The 17,386-nt window shown below is 52.2% G+C and carries 14 protein-coding genes; 7 read left to right on the top strand and 7 right to left on the bottom strand.

Annotated features, from left to right (window positions below):
* Window positions 1-166: 166 nt before the first annotated feature.
* Window positions 167-1,408: a beta-ketoacyl-ACP synthase II gene (gene fabF / locus R3I13_RS26935; RefSeq protein WP_346321104.1), complete on the bottom strand. Its 1,242-nt coding sequence runs from the start codon at window positions 1,406-1,408 to the stop codon at window positions 167-169.
* A 14-nt stretch (window positions 1,409-1,422) separates the two neighbouring features.
* Window positions 1,423-1,977 (bottom strand): TetR/AcrR family transcriptional regulator, encoded by a 555-nt coding sequence (locus R3I13_RS26930; RefSeq protein WP_346321103.1) that lies wholly within the window; start codon window positions 1,975-1,977, stop codon window positions 1,423-1,425.
* A gap of 156 nt (window positions 1,978-2,133) precedes the next feature.
* Here R3I13_RS26930 and R3I13_RS26925 point away from each other — a divergent pair, with 156 nt between their 5' ends.
* Entirely contained in the window at window positions 2,134-3,597 is a 1,464-nt protein-coding gene (locus tag R3I13_RS26925) for a sulfatase (protein WP_346321102.1), read from the top strand.
* On the opposite strand, the gene R3I13_RS26920 is transcribed toward R3I13_RS26925, so the two are convergent.
* Window positions 3,594-4,487, bottom strand: a complete 894-nt coding sequence (locus tag R3I13_RS26920) for a glycoside hydrolase family 43 protein (RefSeq protein WP_346321101.1) — start codon at window positions 4,485-4,487, stop codon at window positions 3,594-3,596. The two genes, R3I13_RS26925 and R3I13_RS26920, sit on opposite strands and share 4 nt — an antisense overlap.
* 105 nt (window positions 4,488-4,592) lie before the next feature.
* Between R3I13_RS26920 and R3I13_RS26915 the strand changes: the two genes are divergently transcribed.
* Entirely contained in the window at window positions 4,593-5,159 is a 567-nt protein-coding gene (locus R3I13_RS26915) for a hypothetical protein (RefSeq protein ID WP_346321100.1), read from the top strand.
* A gap of 110 nt (window positions 5,160-5,269) precedes the next feature.
* Window positions 5,270-5,665: a hypothetical protein gene (locus R3I13_RS26910; RefSeq protein ID WP_346321099.1), complete on the top strand. Its 396-nt coding sequence runs from the start codon at window positions 5,270-5,272 to the stop codon at window positions 5,663-5,665.
* A 51-nt stretch (window positions 5,666-5,716) separates the two neighbouring features.
* Here R3I13_RS26910 and R3I13_RS26905 read toward each other — a convergent pair whose 3' ends face one another.
* The 4 genes from R3I13_RS26905 to R3I13_RS26890 all read right to left on the bottom strand — a co-directional run bounded on the left by R3I13_RS26905 (window position 5,717) and on the right by R3I13_RS26890 (window position 11,156).
* Window positions 5,717-6,553, bottom strand: a complete 837-nt coding sequence (locus R3I13_RS26905) for a TIM barrel protein (RefSeq protein WP_346321098.1) — start codon at window positions 6,551-6,553, stop codon at window positions 5,717-5,719.
* 95 nt (window positions 6,554-6,648) lie between these two features.
* On the bottom strand, window positions 6,649-8,385 hold the full coding sequence (locus R3I13_RS26900; protein WP_346321097.1) for an ABC transporter ATP-binding protein: 1,737 nt from the start codon (window positions 8,383-8,385) through the stop codon (window positions 6,649-6,651).
* 2 nt (window positions 8,386-8,387) lie between these two features.
* Window positions 8,388-10,133 carry an ABC transporter ATP-binding protein gene (locus R3I13_RS26895; protein ID WP_346321096.1) on the bottom strand — a complete coding sequence of 582 codons (1,746 nt, stop codon included), beginning with the start codon at window positions 10,131-10,133 and terminating at the stop codon, window positions 8,388-8,390.
* Window positions 10,134-10,298: 165 nt separating this feature from the next.
* Window positions 10,299-11,156 carry a helix-turn-helix domain-containing protein gene (locus R3I13_RS26890; RefSeq protein WP_346321095.1) on the bottom strand — a complete coding sequence of 286 codons (858 nt, stop codon included), beginning with the start codon at window positions 11,154-11,156 and terminating at the stop codon, window positions 10,299-10,301.
* 130 nt (window positions 11,157-11,286) lie between these two features.
* Here R3I13_RS26890 and R3I13_RS26885 point away from each other — a divergent pair, with 130 nt between their 5' ends.
* The 4 genes from R3I13_RS26885 to R3I13_RS26870 all read left to right on the top strand — a co-directional run bounded on the left by R3I13_RS26885 (window position 11,287) and on the right by R3I13_RS26870 (window position 17,341).
* Window positions 11,287-11,670: a VOC family protein gene (locus tag R3I13_RS26885; RefSeq protein ID WP_346321094.1), complete on the top strand. Its 384-nt coding sequence runs from the start codon at window positions 11,287-11,289 to the stop codon at window positions 11,668-11,670.
* Between the two features lie 51 nt (window positions 11,671-11,721).
* A complete protein-coding gene (locus R3I13_RS26880; protein ID WP_346321093.1) occupies window positions 11,722-13,629 on the top strand; it encodes an AAA domain-containing protein in 1,908 nt (635 codons plus the stop codon).
* 83 nt (window positions 13,630-13,712) lie between these two features.
* Window positions 13,713-16,655 carry a histidine kinase gene (locus R3I13_RS26875; RefSeq protein ID WP_346321092.1) on the top strand — a complete coding sequence of 981 codons (2,943 nt, stop codon included), beginning with the start codon at window positions 13,713-13,715 and terminating at the stop codon, window positions 16,653-16,655.
* Between the two features lie 56 nt (window positions 16,656-16,711).
* On the top strand, window positions 16,712-17,341 hold the full coding sequence (locus R3I13_RS26870; protein WP_346321091.1) for a response regulator transcription factor: 630 nt from the start codon (window positions 16,712-16,714) through the stop codon (window positions 17,339-17,341).
* Window positions 17,342-17,386: the final 45 nt, after the last annotated feature.

Here is a 17,386-nt window from a genome sequence, read left to right as displayed (position 1 = left end):
ATCGGAGTCCTATTCACACTCCGGGAAAAGTACGATAGATGCGAAAGTAGGCTAATGCATGTTATCCGTCTATAGTAATTATTGCACACGGTTGTAGTAATTGTACTACAGGCAAAAAAAAGCCGCTCCTTCACAGGAGCGGCTTTTATATAATATATGCATCTATTTACACTTTCCTGAACACCACGATCCCGTTATGCCCGCCAAAGCCGAAAGTATTGCTCATCGCCACTTTCACCTCCTTCTCGTATGCGGACCGCAATACGATCTGCATCCCGGCGGGAATGCCCGGGTCCAGGTTAGTGGTATTGATGGTGGGTGGAATAATATTATCGGTGATGCTTTTTATGGATGCGATCGCTTCTATTGCGCCGGCCGCGCCCAGCAGGTGGCCGGTCATGGATTTGGTGGCGCTGATATGCAAATGCGCCGGGTTTTCGCCAAACATGCGGGTGATGGCGGCTATTTCGCTCAGGTCGCCCACGGGCGTGGAAGTGGCATGCGCGTTCAGGTAATCCACATCTTCTGCATTGAGCCCCGCGTCTTCCAGCGCGAATTTCATGGCCTGGTAAGCGCCCAGCCCTTCGGGATGCGTGGCGGTCATATGGTACGCATCGGCCGTCATGGCGGCGCCTGCCACTTCCGCGTATATTTTCGCGCCCCTTGCCTTCGCATGCTCATATTCTTCCAGGATCAGCGCGCCCGCGCCCTCCCCCATCACGAAGCCGTCCCGCTCTGTGTCGAACGGCCGCGAGCCGGTAGCGGGATCATCATTCCTGACAGACATCGCCTTCATCGCGCAGAAGCCGCCGATGGACGCTGGCGTAATGGGTGCTTCGGAACCGCCGGTGATCATCACTTTGGCTTTGCCCAGGCGGATGTAATTGAGCGCGTCCATGATGGCCGTGTTGGAAGTGGCGCATGCGGAAACGGTGGTATAATTAATACCCATCAGTCCATATTTAATGGAGATCATCCCGGAGGCCATGTTGGTGATCAGGCGCGGCACGAAGTAAGGACTGAATCGCGGGTTATAACCGCCTTCCACATACTCCGTCACCTGTTCTTCGAACGTCTGCATGCCGCCCTGGCCGGAGCCCCAGATTACGCCGGTATCGAAAGGGTTCATGGCGCTGAAGTTCAGCCCCGCATCGGCAATGGCTTCCGCGGCGGCAGACAGGGCGTATTGGGTGAAAGGATCCGTTTTGCGGAGCTCTGCCTTATCCAGCGCCAGCGAAGGATCGTAGCCCCGCAACTCACAGGCGAACCTGGTGCGGAAACGGCCAGCATCGAACCGGGTAATAGTGGCCGCTCCGCTTTTGCCGGCTGAAAGGTTCTCCCAGAAAGATGCTACGTTGTTCCCAAGCGGCGTAACGGCGCCCATACCGGTAATGACAACTCTTTTCATAGTTCAATGATTTTTTATGCGCCAAGGTCCGCCAGCAGCTGCCGGCTGATCCTGTGAAATGCAGCAGGCCCCAGCACCCGCGACAGCAGCAGCGAAGACTGGAGATTGGAGATCACGAGCAAAGCCCTGTCTTCCGCACTGCCCTTAAAATGAAATCGTTTATGTTTGCGGCCCTGCTCCAGGCAGCCGGTCACCCACTCCACGATGGCCGCAGCCATCTCATGCACTTTCTCCCGCATTTCCGGCGACAGCGTTTCGTAATCCGGCGCGAGCGATCCCATCAGGCAAACATTCCCATTGTTGCAATGCTTGCGGAACACGTTGCAGAACTTCGCCAGCTGTTCGTCTTCCGGCAACTTCTTCCACTTCTCCGTATTCAGCGCCAGCGAACGTATTTCCTGTTCCACCACTTCAATGCCAAGATCCATCTTGGAAGGGAAATGATAATGGATCGCCGCATTTTTTACCTGCAAAGGTTCTGATATATCCTTATAGCTGAAGGCATTGAAGCCCTTCTCCCTGATGAGCTTGTCCGCCATAGATACGATTTTCTCCTTTGTTTCAGACATAACCTGCAATTAAAACAGGTGCAAGGTACTTACTTAGTAGTAAGTAAACAAATATTTAAAACCGGTTATCCTCCCGGTTATACATTTTCACGGCTGTTGTTTATCTTAGGCTTGAAAATAATTCCCGTTACCTGGAAACTAAAAGACTATCGAAATATGAAAATCAAAGTACTGGTCGTTCTCTGCCTGTTCGGCTCCCTTTTTATCAGCTTTAAAGAAACCAGGAAAGAACCCGGGAAGGAAACCCAAAGGCCCAATATCCTCTTCTGCATAGCGGACGACTGGGGCTGGCCGCATGCCGGTGCATATGGCGATTCGTCAGTTAAGACCCCGGCATTTGACCGGCTGGCCAGGGAAGGCGTGCTTTTTGAAAGGGCTTTCGTTTCCAGCCCTTCCTGTACACCGAGCAGAAATGCCATACTCACCGGCCAGGACTTCTGGCGGCTGAAGGAAGGCGCAAATCTCTGGTCCACACTGGATGTAAATATTCCCGTATACCCGCTTCTTCTGGAGAAGGCGGGTTATTTCACAGGATCATGGAGAAAGTCCTGGGGCCCGGGCAATCTCGTGCCGGGCGGTTATGTCAATCACAAACCAGCGGGTAAAGAATACAAAAAAGGTTTTGAAGCATTTTTGGAAGAAAAGCCGGCGGATCAGCCGTTTTGCTTCTGGCTGGGCGCATCAGACCCTCACCGGGGTTATGAAAAAGGCAGCGGGGCTGCTTCGGGAATAAATGTGAAGGCTGTGAAAGTGCCCGGGTTTTACCCGGATGAGGAAGAGATCCGCAGCGATCTGGCCGATTACTATTTCGAGGTACAAAGATTTGACGCTGATATTGCAGCGGCGCTTAAATTGCTGGAACGCAAAGGCGAGCTGGACAACACGATCATTATCGTCACCGGCGATCACGGCATGCCTTTCCCCCGTTGCAAAGCCAATTTGTACGATATGGGCACGCGTGTTCCCCTGGTGATCCGCTGGGGCAACAACTTAAAAAAAGGCGCCAGGCTTAACGACTTTGTTTCTTTTACGGACATGGCCCCTACGTTTTTGGAGCTGGCAGGAGTACCGGTACCCCGTGAAATGACCGGGCGTTCCTTAAAGCCGCTTTTACTCCGGAACCAAAACGAAAAATACAACACCAGGGATTTTATCGTATTTGGCAGGGAGCGGCATACCCCTGCACAGGCCAAGCCTTCTAATGATGGATACCCGGCCCGCGCCATCCGCACGGATGACTTTTTATACATCCATAACCTGCTCCCTCAAAGATGGCCAGTTGGTGTGCCCGAAGGCGCCACGCATCCATCGGATCATTTTGCGGATGCTGATGACGGCCCCACAAAATCATTCCTCATCGATCATAAAAATTCTTACCGGAAGTACTATGACCTGAGTTTTGGCCCGAGGCCCGAGGAAGAACTTTACGATGTAAAAAATGATCCTTTCCAGCTGGTCAACCTCGCGGGTCAGCAAAAGTACCAATCGGTTAAAAAGACCTTATCTGCTGAGCTTCGCAAATACCTGGAAAATACCAAAGATCCCCGCGTCACCTCTTCGGACGTTGATTTTGACAAGTTCAAATATTGGGGGCCGGCGCGGAAAAAAGAAGCGCATTAAGCCGCTGTTCCTTCGGAGGTCATCACTACCCGGCGGATCGTGCCGTCTTCATTAAAATACAGCCGGTCTATGCATACGGAGCGCCGGTAGCTGTCGCCACCGGGAAGACCGCCGTTGTGGTAAATGAAATAACTGGCGCCTTTGTAATCGAGGATGGCAGGGGAATTCGTCTGGCAGTTGCCCGCCAGTTCGTTCATGATGCCTTTGAATTCCCAGGGACCGTGAATGCTCCTGCTCATGGCGTACGCCACTTTTTCGGGGAACTGGTAGCCGTATAGCAGGTAATACCATCCATCCCGCTCATGTATCCAGGCGCCTTCTGAAAACTCCGGGAGCGCGATAGTGCGGATAGGCCCGTCAAGCTCAATCATATTTTCTTTCAGCGGCGCGTAATAACATTGGCCGTTGCCCCAGAAAAGATAGGCCTGCCCATCTTTATCGATGATCACCGTAGGGTCGATGTCGTCCTTATCACTTTCATACTCCGCCGTCATATCGTTGCTGATAAGCGCGGAACCGCGCGCATCCCGGAATGGGCCTTCCGGCCGGTCTGCCACGGCCACGCCTATCGCCCTGCCGGGGATGGTCTTGTGAGCCACTGCCACATACCAGTAAAAACGGCCGTTGCGCGCTATCACCTGCGAGGCCCAGGCCCCGTCTTCCACCCAGTCGAAATCAGCGGCGCGCAACGGAGTGGGATGTTCTTTCCAGTTCACCATATCATCCGACGAAAAACAGCACCATTCGTGCATCTGGTAGTTGTATTCCCCTTCGGGCGTTTCGTCATGACCGGTGTAGAGGTATACCGTTTCGTCGTGCACGATGGCGGCCGGGTCCGCCGTGTATTTATGCCTGATCACAGGGTTGCCGGGTGTTGCATGTGTTTCCATGCGTATCCGTCCTCAAAAAAAAGGCCATGCGGGCAACAGCCATGGGCATACCCATTGTAATTAAGCCATTATCCGTTATTTTTATATATACCCAAAAACCGCTTCATGGATTCATTTGCCCACATCAAGGTGATCCTCGGCATATTGCTGGGCCTCAGCATCAGGCAGTTGCTGAACGGCGCTATCAAACTGGTGCAGCACCCGGACCGCAACCCTTTCTACTGGGTACATTTCACCTGGTCGTTTTATGTGTTCCTGCTGATGGTGCATTTCTGGTGGTGGGAATGGCATCTCACGAAGATCCAGCACTGGTTTTTCCCGGAGTACTTTTTCGTTATCATGTATATCATCGTGTATTATGTGATCTGCGCACTGCTGTACCCGGATGACCTGAAAGACTACAGCGGTTTCCGGGATTATTTTTATTCGCGGAAGAAGTGGTTCTTCGGCCTGCTGGGCGCCAGTTATGTGCTGGATGTGGTAGACACGCTCATCAAAGGCGTGGATTATTTCCGCCATTTCGGCCCGGAATACCCCATCCGCAATGCCGTCCATTTCATCCTGTGCATGATCGCCATGCGCACGAACAACCCGAGATTCCATGGGACATTGGTGATCGTGTTCCTGGTGTATGAGGTCTCGTATATCCTGCGGTTGTTTATTAATCCATGATCCTCCCGGGCAGAGCGTATGTTTCCTTTATATGAAATTTCCCATATCCCGCGGCTGTCTATGCATCCCTGGCGGAAAATTCTCTACCTTGTTGTTCCAACAACAACCCTATGCGTTATTTGTTACCACTCATCTGCCTTATCGCCTGCGGCACAGCGGCGAAAGAAAAAAATCCCTGTGAAAACATAAGAACAGGCGAATTCAAACTCAAAGGCCCGGATAACAGCAAAACCTGGACCATCCTGCGCAACGACTCCACCCAGGAGGAGATCAATCATTACACAGGCAAGTCTGTTAACTTTTCCGTGAAATGGACCAGCCCCTGCGAATACGAGCTGCGGCTCATTAGTTCTTCCGATACCAGCGTTAACTTTGAAATGCTGCAAAAGTCGGTAATAAAGGTGACTGTTACCAATGTGAATGATAACTTCTACGACTTTACCACCCACCGGAGCCCGGACAGTTTCAGCGTAAGCGGCCGTATGCAGATCCTGAAGCTGCATTAAAAAAAATTCCCTCCCGGCATACCGGAAGGGAATTGCTGATAACTTAATAACCTATTCCACCGAAGCGATCACCCCCCTGAAGAAGCCCGCTGACTCTGCAATGCCAGGCAGCGGATCGTTCATGTCCTTTTCAAATTCAATGCTCGCCACGCCGGCAAATTTTGCTTTCTGCATGGCTTTCACCAGCCCCGCGAAGTTGATCACACCGCGGCCGATCTCCGTGGCTTTTCCTTTGTTGGATGCCTCGGTCACATCTTTGATGTGCAGGTCGAAAATACGGTCTTTATATTCGCGGATAGCCTTGCCGGGCTCTTCTCCTGCACGCATGGCATGGCCGATGTCCAGGCAGATGCCCATGCGCGCGTCGCGGTTCCTGATGAGGTCGTATACATTTTTCGGGCCGGGGTAGAGCTTGTCTTCCGGCCCATGGTTATGGATCGCGATGCGGATGTTGTATTCTTTCACTTTCTTTTCCGTGTAGTCGAGCAGCTCGGGATTGGGCACGCCCACGATCAGGGGAACGCCGACGCGTTTGGCGTATTCAAAGGCTTCGTCCACCGCTTTTTCGGATTTCATATAGATCACGCCCACGGCATACACCTTGATCTCCGCGGCGGCGAATTTATCCAGCACTTCTTTGATCTTTTCAGGACCGCTGTTCAGCGGCAGGTGGATATCTTTCACGGAAATGAATTGGATGCCCACGCGTTTCATCATGGCAATGGCCTTGTCCAGGTCAAATTTGGCGAAAGTGTAGCCGGCCATCCCGACGGGAAATTTAGCAGGGCCGGCTTTAACGGCATACCCTGCGCTGGACACTACGGGAGAAACCGTGGCTGCAGCCACGCCCAATGCGGCATTCCGCAGGAAGCTCCTTCTTGAAGACATATTACAACTGATTTATACCAGCTCAAGTTGGTCATTTTTCTGATTTTTTTTCAAAAACTTCAGTAGATCCTTCTAAAGTCCCGCACAAATTCCGTTTAGCCGATGTTATTTGCCTTGACCCTCCAACCTTTCGCCCTTTCTTTTTCTCTCCAAAAATCTGCATAGCGGCCTCCTTTTGCCAATAAATCCTGATGCCTGCCGTTTTCCAGGATTTTGCCGTTCCCCAGCACCAATATCTGGTCTGCCGCCATAATGGTCTGCAGGCGATGCGCCACAATGACAAGTGTCCGGTTTGCGCTCAACGCGCTTAATGCTTCCTGGACCAATGCTTCGTTTTCAGCATCCAGGGCTGCCGTTGCTTCATCCAAAAGAATAACAGGGGCATCTTTCAAAATAGCTCTTGCAATTGAAACCCTTTGGCGTTCTCCGCCCGAAAGTGAGCCCCCGCCCTCGCCGACCTGCGTGGCTAAGCCTTCGGGGAGCCTTTCAATGATCTCATCTACTCTTGCGGCGCGTATGGCGTACTCAAATTCCTCCTTTGTAGCATTGGGTTTGGCCATACGGATATTTTCTTCAATCGTACCCGTGAACAAATACACATCCTGAAATACGAATGAAACCTGCGCCATCAGGTCCCTGCCTGAAAGTTCCCTGACATCGCACCCGCCGACAGATACCGTTCCGGCGTTAACATCCCAAAACCGGCCTATTAACCTCGTGATCGTGGTTTTACCCGATCCCGATGCTCCTACCAGGGCGGTTACGGTATTAGGCTGAACTTTAAAACTGACATCCTGCAATACAGTTCTGCCGGCATCATAACCAAATGATACGTTTTTAAATTCAATGGATGCATTCAGCACTTTGCCCGGAGATGTTGTTTCTGGCAGGCCCGGGGTTGCCATCAATTTTTCCATACGCCCCAAGAGGTTACGGGCTACCCTGGCAGCAACACCCAGTCCTCCCGCATCCGTAAGCGGTTGTGCAAACCGGGTAACCAGGATCAACAATGCTATCAGCTCAGGGGCATCAATGCTGGAGCCAAGAGCGCGGTATGTTCCCACGAAAAGCACGATAGTAAAAGCGGCCTGTATCACGATTAAAAATAGTATTTGCCCCAATGAACCCATACTTAAACTTTTTTTTGTGGCATTCCTGCTTTGCAGCAATGCACTATCCAGGAGCTGTACACTGTTATCCGTTCTGTTGAATGCGCGGAGTACAGGCTGCGCCTGCGCAAACTCGACAATACGGCCGGACATATTTACAGAGGCTGCGTACCACTGGTCGTCGAACCGGTGCGTAATTCTTTCGGCAATAAAATAAGCGGCAGTAATAAACGGAACAGTGGCCGCTACCGCCAAAGCTAATTTCCAGTCAAACAGCGCGATCGTTATCACAACAACCGATGGCGTTACAAAGGCATCCATCAATGGTTTTAACAGGTTGGTTGAAACGCCCATTACATTTAGCACGCCATCGCTTGTTAATTTGGCCACCTGCCCTACCTGGCCTCCTGAAAACCACCCAAGCGGAAGAATGGAGATATGGTCGCCCAATCTTCTCCATAAAAGGCTGCACAAATCGGTGGATATCCTTAAGCCCGCTAATTTCGCCCAATAAGATAATGCGGAATAAACAACCAGTATCGCCAGCTCCGTCAGCATCCACCTCCACGCATTTTGCAGGTTGCCTCCCAGAATTGAGCGCAGTAACGGAACTAAAACAGCAAATGCAATACCTTGTAAAACGCCGCATAAAAAATGCACAAAAATCAATGATCTGAGTTTATGAGCGCCGGTGTCCAATATTCTTAAGATTTTGCGAAACATAATTAAACGCTTTGATTGCTGAAGGATGAATTGCTTTTGTGTTTTCCTGCAACACGTGTCTCCGGGAACCACTCCGTTGAACGTTCGTGCCTTTCCCATAACCTGCTATACTTTCCGTTATCATCCAGCAATTGGCGGTGCGTTCCCTGCTCTGCAATCCGGCCTTTATCCAGTACTATAATATTGTCTGCATACTGTATTGTAGAAAGCCTGTGAGCTATTACCAGCAGGGTACGCCCTGTTGCCAGGTTGGAAAGCGCATCCTGGATCAATGCTTCCGATTCAGGGTCGGCAAAAGCGGTGGCCTCGTCCATCACCAATATTGGCGTGTCTGCTAATAAAGCCCGCGCTATGGATAACCGCTGCGCCTCGCCTCCCGAAAACAAAGCATCCTCGCTTACAATGCTGTCGTAGCCACGGGGCAATTCCATGATCCGGTCATGAATTTTAGCTGCTTTGGCGGCTTTAATGATTTCGTCCTGGCCTGCATCCGGCCTGGCAAGAGCAATATTCTCCCGGACGCTGGCCCTGAGTATTTGTACTTCCTGAAATACAAAGCTGACATACTGATACAATACAGTGGAGGGTAAATCTTTAATATCCACCCCGCCAATCAAAATCTTTCCTTCTGAAACATCCCAGAACCGGGGTATGAGTTTGGCAATGGTCGATTTCCCGGAACCTGACCTGCCGACCAAAGCGGTGGTCGTTCCCGGCTTTAAAACGATATTTATATCGTCAAGCACCTTTGTTTTATTATCATAGCTAAATGACACGTGCTGCAATTCCAGCTCAAAATTATTGACTTCCTTCGCAGCAGCAGCTTCTTCCAAAACGGGCGTAGCCAGTAATGCTTTCACTTTGGCAGCCGCTACGGCCGCTTCCTGCAGCGACCGGCCTCCAAAGATCATCGCCAGCAATGGTGCGGTAATCCCTAATCCCAACAAGGTAAAAGGAATGATGACAAAAGAAGATACCCATCCCATCTGAACGGCAAAGATGGTTGCCGCCGAAATGGAAACCAATGCTGTAATGGGAGTAAGGAATAATTCAGCAATTGATGAAACGCGCAGGGCTCCTTTCATCATATTCCACATGACAGAGAGAAAATTTTCGCCGGCTTCAAAAAAACGGCTATATGCCCGCCCGGTTTGCCCGAACGTTTTCACTACGCTTATTCCCTGCACAAATTCAATGGCTGCGCCGTTAATTTTTCCCATGGATTCGGTATAAGTGTCCATTAATTCCAGCCCCTTCTTTAATTGCCTGGTATACATATATACACCGATGACGACAGGAATAAGCGCCGCTAAAGCCATTATCCAGCTAATTGAAAAAAGGTATACGACCGTAACAACAGGAACAATGATGGCCGTCAGCAGCTCTAATGCCGCGTGCGCTATAAGATTGTGCATATTCATCACGTCATCTGCCATCGCTTTCTTTACATCACCCGCACTGCGGCCGGTAAACCAGCCCAAGGGAACTTTCACCAAATGTTTCGCCAACCTTCTGCGGATATAAAGCTGAAAATCATTATCCGCATTGTGAGAGATAAAAAAAGCAGTATAAGTGGCAGCCATTCGGACGATCAACGCGAAGAAAGCAATCCAGCAGGCCCTCCATGCCGCATCAGCATTTACCGGCGCCTGTTCTTCCAGTAATACTTTCGCCAGATCGGCAACTGCGATGAATGGCACAATTGAAGCAATCGCAGAAATGGCCTGTAAAACGCAGGCGATGATCATACTGCCCCTGACGGGCTTTATTAAGCTTAACAAATCCCGCAGGGATAATAGCTTAGGTTTTTCCTCTACGGAAACTGACGCATCCATTTAATTATACTTTAATTCACAGCAAAGAAACAATGAATGGCCGGATCAGGCAATGGAACGAAGGCCGTAAGTATTGGACTAATCGCGGTTTTTGTTCCGGAAAGCCAGGGCAGACCTCCCTGTTATTTTAGTAAACAGCCGTGAGAAGTAAGCATAATCTTCATATCCCAACTCTATCGTAATTTCCTTTACTGATTTATCCGTATGGTATAATAATCTTTTTGCTTCCAAAATGACCCGTTGCTGGATATGATGCGAAACGGGGTACCCCGTTACGTTTTTTACACATTCATTCAAATAGGGAACTGAAATTTTTAATTTCCCGGCGTAGCCGGAAGGGCGCTTCTCGGTTAAAAAAAAGCGTTCCAATGAGGTTTTAAAGGCCCTGGCGATTATTTCATACCGGGAAAGTGCGTCCGGTGGTTTGGATTGGACTAAATACTGTGAAGCAACCAGGGCGGCTAAAGCATTACAACTGTCTTTTAACATGGAATGATATAACCTCTCATTTTTCCGTTTATGGAATTTTATACAGAGTGATGCCGCTTCAGATATCAGGGAGAAAACTTCTTTATTTAATGGCAAAGGTTTTGCCGGTGCTATGCCCTCCAATATCCTGAGGTATTCCGGGTTTAAATTTTCCTGGCTGATCAGCAATGCTGTGAACGCCACACTATCTACTGCCAGCCCCTTATGAACCTGGTAAGGTTGAATATACATCAACGAAGGAGATATTAACCTGTGTTCCTGGAAGTCCACTTCAAATAAAGCGGTCCCTTCCTCCAGCATAAAAAATACATGATAGTTGTCCCGGTGCGCTTGTTTGATTTCTTCATCCGACTGAAAAGCGCCTGACAATACCTGTACGAGAGCAATGCCTTTGCCAGGTTCTTCGGCTAAAGATCTCACCGGGATCGTTTTTTGTTTTCTGGGCATTCCCTTTTTGTTCAATACGCAAAGATAGTTATTTCACTGCTGTTGCTCATCCAGCCCATACATTTGCCGCATTTGCCCCTCTTCCCGACCGGGTAAAGGGTGTAACTTCGGGTAAACAAAAAACCGGCTTATGTTTAACAACACCAAAGCATTCAGCGGCTTTTCCGTGAACGACCTGCAAAAAGCAAAACAATTCTACGGCCAAACACTCGGCCTCGATGTAGAAGAAGGCGAAATGAGCACCCTCACCCTGAAGATCAAAGGAGGCGGCAACATCATGATCTACCAGAAGCCCAATCATTCCCCCGCCACCTTCACCATCCTCAACTTCCCGGTGAAAGACATAGAGCAGGCTGTGGATCAGCTTACACAGAAGGGTGTGCGCTTTGAGCAATACGAGGGTGAGCTGAAGACCGATGAAAAAGGCATTTTCCGCGGCGGAGGACCGCTCATCGCCTGGTTTGCCGATCCGGCGGGCAACATCTTATCCGTATTGCAGGAACCTGGAAAATGATCCATTCCTTTCGCTGCCGCAGGCTGACGGGATAAATCGTACCTTTGCGCGATGGATTATTTTGCACGGTTGCAGGAATTGCTGAAAACAGAAAAGGAAGAAGACAGGAAAAACTACCGTCAGCTTACGGAAACCTCACCCGTGGCTGTAAGACGGGCCAATGGCCTTACCTGGTACCCTATCGCCATCCGCGGCTCCGAGATGAGCCGGGGCGATTACCTGACCGTTGAGCTGGAACGCACCACCCACCAGGAGATCGTGCACCAGCTGCGTTTCGGCGCTGCCGCCATGCTGTTTTCCAACCACAACCCCAAAGAAGATCATGTGGAAGGCGTCATTTCCTGGCAAAGCGGCAACCGCCTCAAGCTCACCCTCCGCACAGACGAACTGCCGGATTGGGCGGATGATGGCAAGCTGGGCATCGACCTGCTGTTTGACGACAACAGCTACGATGAAATGCAAAACGCCCTCAAACAGGCGGCCGCGCTGGCTGAAAAGCCCAATGAAGGCCGCCTCGTGCGTATCCTCACCGGTTCGCAGGCGCCCTCCTTCCATACAGACGCGCCGCCTTTTCAACATCCCCGCCTCAATGCATCGCAGCAGGAGGCCGTTCAAAAGATATTGTCCGCCAACGATGTTGCCATCGTTCACGGTCCTCCCGGAACGGGCAAGACCACCACGCTCGTACAGGCCATCAAAACGCTGGCAGCACAGCAACCCGGGCAGATACTCGTAGTAGCGCCCAGCAATACCGCAGTGGACCTGCTCAGCGAAAAACTCTCCGAAGAAGGCCTCAACGTATTGCGCGTAGGCAATCCCGCCCGCGTGTCTGACCGGCTCACCGCCCTCACGCTGGACAGCCGGATCGCAGACCATCCCAGCATCAAAGAGATCAAACGCCTGAAAAAACAGGCCAACGAATTCCGCGATATGGCGCATAAATACAAACGCAACTTCGGCAAAGCCGAAAGAGAGCAAAGAAAAGCGCTGTTCGCCGAAGCAAGGAACATCATGAAATCAGTGGAGAACACGGAACAGTACATCATAGATGACGTGATCTCCAAAGCGCAGGTAGTGGCCGCTACCCTGGTAGGCGCCAGCCATTACACTGTGCGCAACCGCCAATACCACACCGTGGTAATAGACGAAGCCGGCCAGGCGCTGGAACCCGCCTGCTGGATACCTATCCTGAAAGGACAGAAAGCAGTGCTGGCGGGAGATCACTGCCAGCTTTCCCCCACCATCAAGTCCGACGAAGCGGCCCGCAAAGGCCTGAGCACCACGCTGCTGGAGAAATGCGCCGCATTGTATCCTGAAGCCGTTGTAATGCTCGAAGAACAGTACCGCATGCACGAAACTATCATGGGTTATTCCTCTTCCATTTTTTATAAAGACAAACTGCGGGCACACGCTTCCGTGGCGGGGCACCTGCTGCATCCCGGGGAGGCGCCGCTGGCTTTTGTGGACACTGCCGGCTGCGGCTTCGATGAAAAAACGGAAGGCACCAGCACGAGCAATCCCGAAGAAGCCGCTTTTCTTTTCAAACACCTCACCCAGCTGGTAAGCGTGCTGCATCCGCATTTCAAAGCAGAAAGCTTCCCTTCCATCGCCGTGATCTCACCCTATAAAGAACAGATCTATCTATTGAAAGAACAGCTCGAACATTCGCCCGCGCTCAAAGCCTATGGCGACAAGATCTCCGTGAACACGATCGACAGTTTCCAGGGGCAGGAGCGCGACATCGTGTACATCAGCATGACGCGCAGCAATACCGAAAGCAAGATCGGCTTCCTGGCAGACGTACGCCGGATGAACGTGGCCATGACGCGCGCGCGGAAAAAGCTGGTGGTGATCGGCGACAGCGCCACGCTTTCGCAGCTGCCTTTCTACGCGGATTTCATCGCTTACGCCGAAGCGCGGGACGCTTACCGGAGCGCCTGGGAATACATGGAAAACTAATCGTATTTTAGCCGGGGAAGCGCCCTCCCTATGCAGAGCTGTGCCACGTGAATTTTGGAGCGCTTACCGCAACCATATCCATCATGATCCGTTCCTGGCTTTTCTGCTGCTTTTGTTTGCTGCCATGCATGCTGTTTGCCCACGAGGGCCTGCGGTTCCGCTTCCTGGAGCTGCCCGCCTCCCTGCGCGACGTCAGCATCACGCACGTTGCGGAAGACCGGACAGGGATGCTCTGGTTTTCCACCAGCAGCGGCCTGCACCGTTACGACGGCAACCGCCTCCTCACTTTCGACCTTTTGAGCCAACCTGCCCTCATCAGCAACGCCATCGGCTGCCTGCTGGCAGACAAACATGACCGCATCTGGGCCGGCACGTCCAACGGGCTCACCATGATAGACCTGCTGACCTGGAAAGCTAATTCATGGATACACCGCCCCGGCACAAAAGAGAACCTGGTTGTAAGATATATTTACGAAGGGCAGGACAGTTCCATTTACATTATCTCGGGCGACGCCGCGCTGTATCGCGTCGATGGCGGCGAGCTGGTGCAGGCGGCGGATTTCCGCGCCCTGTTGCCGAAAGACAACATACAACTTGGCGGCGTATTTGAGCCCGTAAAAGGCGAATTGTGGGTATTGGTAAACGGGCGCTTCGTGATCGTACGGCAGCAGAAAATGCTGCGGTATTTTCCTGCAGTGGCCATGAAAGCAGCCATCACCGATAAAGTGTTTTTTCACAAAAGCGGCAAAGTCGTTTTTAATGTGACCGGCGATGGCGTATACATTGGCAACATGGCCACCGGCGAGGTTTCGCGCTGGAAGCATCCGCTCAACGATTCCCTCACCAGCCGGCGGAAGGTCAATTTTTTCCGCATGCCTGACGGTAACGTTGGCATCTTCATCAACAAATACGGGTTTATAACCCTCGATCCCGTCACCGGGCAAACGCAGGAACCGGAGCCGGAAGTGATGCAGCATTTTACGAACATCAGCATGTCGCTGTACCGGGGCGGGGAAGGCAGGCATTACTTCGGTTTCAACAGGGGCATCGCCGTGCTGGAACCCGTTCTCACGCCCTTCCGCAACTACCTGGGCACCGCTTCCTCCGAAACAGTGCCTTACAGCGTTCGCAGCCTTTACCAGCTTGCAGACAGCACATGGCTCATTGGCAATTACAAAGACGGGCTCACCCTGTTCGACGAAAAAAGCGGCCAGGCAAAACAACTGGCACAGCGGTTCGTATACACGATGATACCCTGGAGCAAAGACACTTTGCTGGCAGCCACCGAAGGCGACGGCCTCCACTGGCTGACCATCCCGCAGCACACGCTGACGCCCCTGCATAGCAGCGCCACCGGCGGTTTTGCAGCATTCGCAAAATATACCACCAGCCTTTGCCGCGAAAATGATTCGCTGGTATGGGCCGGCACCTATGCCGGGCTTTTCCTGCTGAACGTATACACAGGGCGTATTGTACCTGTTCCTGCCATCAGCAGCCAGCAGCGCATCATGACCGCGAAGGTCTTCCAGGTGATGGCAAAAGGCCCGCTGAGATACATCGCCACCACCGCCGGGCTTTTTATTTACAACACCGCTGCCGGCACGGTGCGCAAAGCGGCGGAAGACCAGCCGGAAACCAGCGTGTACTGCCTGTTCGAAGTGAACGGCCGCATCTGGGCAGGCACAAACGGGCGCGGTATACTCGTGCTGGATGCGCAGGGCAAGCTCCTGGAAACATTGACCACCACCAACGGCCTTGCCGGCAATGCTGTGTATGCGTTACTGGCGGATGGCGGTTACATTGCCGCAGGAACAGGCCATGGCCTGAGCCTGGTGCAGGCGGAAAGCTTTGCTATCCGGAATTATTCCCGGCTGGACAAGCTGCCCTCCAACGAATTCAACCACTCCGCCGCCCTGCAAAACAATGGCAGGATGTACTTCGGCACCATCAACGGTTTCACCAGCTTCAGCCTTTCGCAGCTGCTGGCGGCCGATACCACCAAACGCCTGCCGCCTGTTTATTTCACCAGCTTCACCACCAGCAGCAACAACGGCCAGGTACAGGATTTTACATTACCCTACAAAATGCCGCGGTCCCTGGAAATACAGCCCGGCACGGAATATTTTTCCCTCCGCTTCGGCGGGCCCGGCCAGGAGGAAGTGAAGCAGCTGCAATATTTTTACCGTTTGAAGGAAGAAGAATGGAAAGAGATCGGGCGGCAGCCGGAGATCAGCTTTGCCGGCCTTGCGCCGGGGAAATACGTCGTGCAGCTGGCGGCCCGCATTACTCCCGGCAACCCGGTGCAGCCGTTGCTTTCGTTGCCCCTTACCGTTTTTCCCGCATGGTACCAAACCTGGTGGTTCCGCATCATGGCCGTGCTGCTGGCCGCGGGCACGGTATGGCTCATCTGGCGTTACCGCATGCAGCAACTGCGCAAAGAGCAGCAACTGCGCACCAAAATAGCCGGCGACCTCCACGACGAGGTAGGCAGCTCGCTCACCCGCATCTACTTCCAGGCAGACCTGCTGCGCATGAAAGAGGAGCATACCCCCGCGCTGCAAAAAATAGCCGACACCAGCCGCGATGCGCTCACTACCATGAGCGACATGGTATGGTCCATAGACGCGCGGTTCGATACCGCGGCCGACCTTGTAAGCCGCATGCGCGATTACGTGGTGAAGCTCCAGCAGGACCTCGGCCTTTCCTGCAACTTCCAGGTAACAGGGCAGTATGCCGAACGGGCCCTGAGCCAGATGATCCGGCAAAATTTCTTTCTTATTTTCAAAGAAGCGGTAAACAATGCCGCGCGGTATACCGCCGGGGATATGAACATCACGCTTCACTTCGGGCAGCAGCTGGCGCTCACGATGCAGAACCCCTGCGACGAACATACCCGTCCGCTCCGGACCTACCAGGGCGGCCAGGGCCTCCAGCATATGCGCTTGCGCGCCGAACGCATGAAAGGCGCGCTGGAAACCGGCGCGCAGAACGGCTTCTTCGTTGTTAAGCTGTCCGTTCCCTGGTAAAAGCCTCCCCCAAAGAAGGGAGATATTCTTTCAACCTTAATACCCATCTTTACAACATGATTCACCTGGGAATACTGGAAGATGATGCGGAGATCAGGCATACCTTAACGGAGTATTTCTCCCGGCAGCCCGGTTTTACCTGCGCTGTAAGCGCGGGAGACGTAACTTCTTTCCTCGCTGCCTGGGACGGACAGGTTGAGCTGGATATGGTATTGTCAGACATCGGCCTGCCCGGGGAATCGGGCATACAGGGCATCCAGCGCATCAAACGCCGCGCGCCCCGCTGCCAGGTGGTGATGCTTACGGTGTACGACGACCCCGAAAAGATATTCCAGGCGCTTTGCGCAGGAGCCACCGGTTACCTGCTGAAACAAACTTCCCTGCAAAAGATCAAAGAAGGGCTGATCAGCCTCCGCGACGGCGGCGCGCCCATGTCTCCCGGCGTAGCGCGGAAAGTAGTAGCTTATTTCAATCCTAAATCAGCCGAGAACCTGGAGGAAAAACTCACACCCCGTGAAGCGCAGATACTCCAGGGCATAGAAGAAGGCCTTACCAATAAAGAAGTCGCCATCAGGCTGGACATTTCACTCGAAACGGTAAAGACCCATATCAAGAATATTTACCAGAAGCTGGAGGTAAACAACCGCCACGCGCTGATTTCAGGCAAATACAAAAAGCTTCCCTGAGAAAGAAAAACTGGTATTAGTATTATCACTGTAACGCATATACGG

The organism is Chitinophaga sp. YIM B06452 (assembly GCF_039655965.1).
Classification (GTDB): domain Bacteria; phylum Bacteroidota; class Bacteroidia; order Chitinophagales; family Chitinophagaceae; genus Chitinophaga.
Note: the sequence above shows the minus strand (reverse complement) of the source record. Positions and strands in the feature narration are given on the sequence as shown.

Bases quoted from the DNA above. Each gene is read 5' to 3' on its own strand.
- fabF (WP_346321104.1), bottom strand. From the start codon at position 1,408: ATGAAAAGAGTTGTCATTACCGGTATGGGCGCCGTTACGCCGCTTGGG.
- R3I13_RS26930 (WP_346321103.1), bottom strand. From the start codon at position 1,977: ATGTCTGAAACAAAGGAGAAAATCGTATCTATGGCGGACAAGCTCATC.
- R3I13_RS26925 (WP_346321102.1), top strand. From the start codon at position 2,134: ATGAAAATCAAAGTACTGGTCGTTCTCTGCCTGTTCGGCTCCCTTTTT.
- R3I13_RS26920 (WP_346321101.1), bottom strand. From the start codon at position 4,487: ATGGAAACACATGCAACACCCGGCAACCCTGTGATCAGGCATAAATAC.
- R3I13_RS26915 (WP_346321100.1), top strand. From the start codon at position 4,593: ATGGATTCATTTGCCCACATCAAGGTGATCCTCGGCATATTGCTGGGC.
- R3I13_RS26910 (WP_346321099.1), top strand. From the start codon at position 5,270: ATGCGTTATTTGTTACCACTCATCTGCCTTATCGCCTGCGGCACAGCG.
- R3I13_RS26905 (WP_346321098.1), bottom strand. From the start codon at position 6,553: ATGTCTTCAAGAAGGAGCTTCCTGCGGAATGCCGCATTGGGCGTGGCT.
- R3I13_RS26900 (WP_346321097.1), bottom strand. From the start codon at position 8,385: ATGTTTCGCAAAATCTTAAGAATATTGGACACCGGCGCTCATAAACTC.
- R3I13_RS26895 (WP_346321096.1), bottom strand. From the start codon at position 10,133: ATGATCATCGCCTGCGTTTTACAGGCCATTTCTGCGATTGCTTCAATT.
- R3I13_RS26890 (WP_346321095.1), bottom strand. From the start codon at position 11,156: ATGCCCAGAAAACAAAAAACGATCCCGGTGAGATCTTTAGCCGAAGAA.
- R3I13_RS26885 (WP_346321094.1), top strand. From the start codon at position 11,287: ATGTTTAACAACACCAAAGCATTCAGCGGCTTTTCCGTGAACGACCTG.
- R3I13_RS26880 (WP_346321093.1), top strand. From the start codon at position 11,722: ATGGATTATTTTGCACGGTTGCAGGAATTGCTGAAAACAGAAAAGGAA.
- R3I13_RS26875 (WP_346321092.1), top strand. From the start codon at position 13,713: ATGATCCGTTCCTGGCTTTTCTGCTGCTTTTGTTTGCTGCCATGCATG.
- R3I13_RS26870 (WP_346321091.1), top strand. From the start codon at position 16,712: ATGATTCACCTGGGAATACTGGAAGATGATGCGGAGATCAGGCATACC.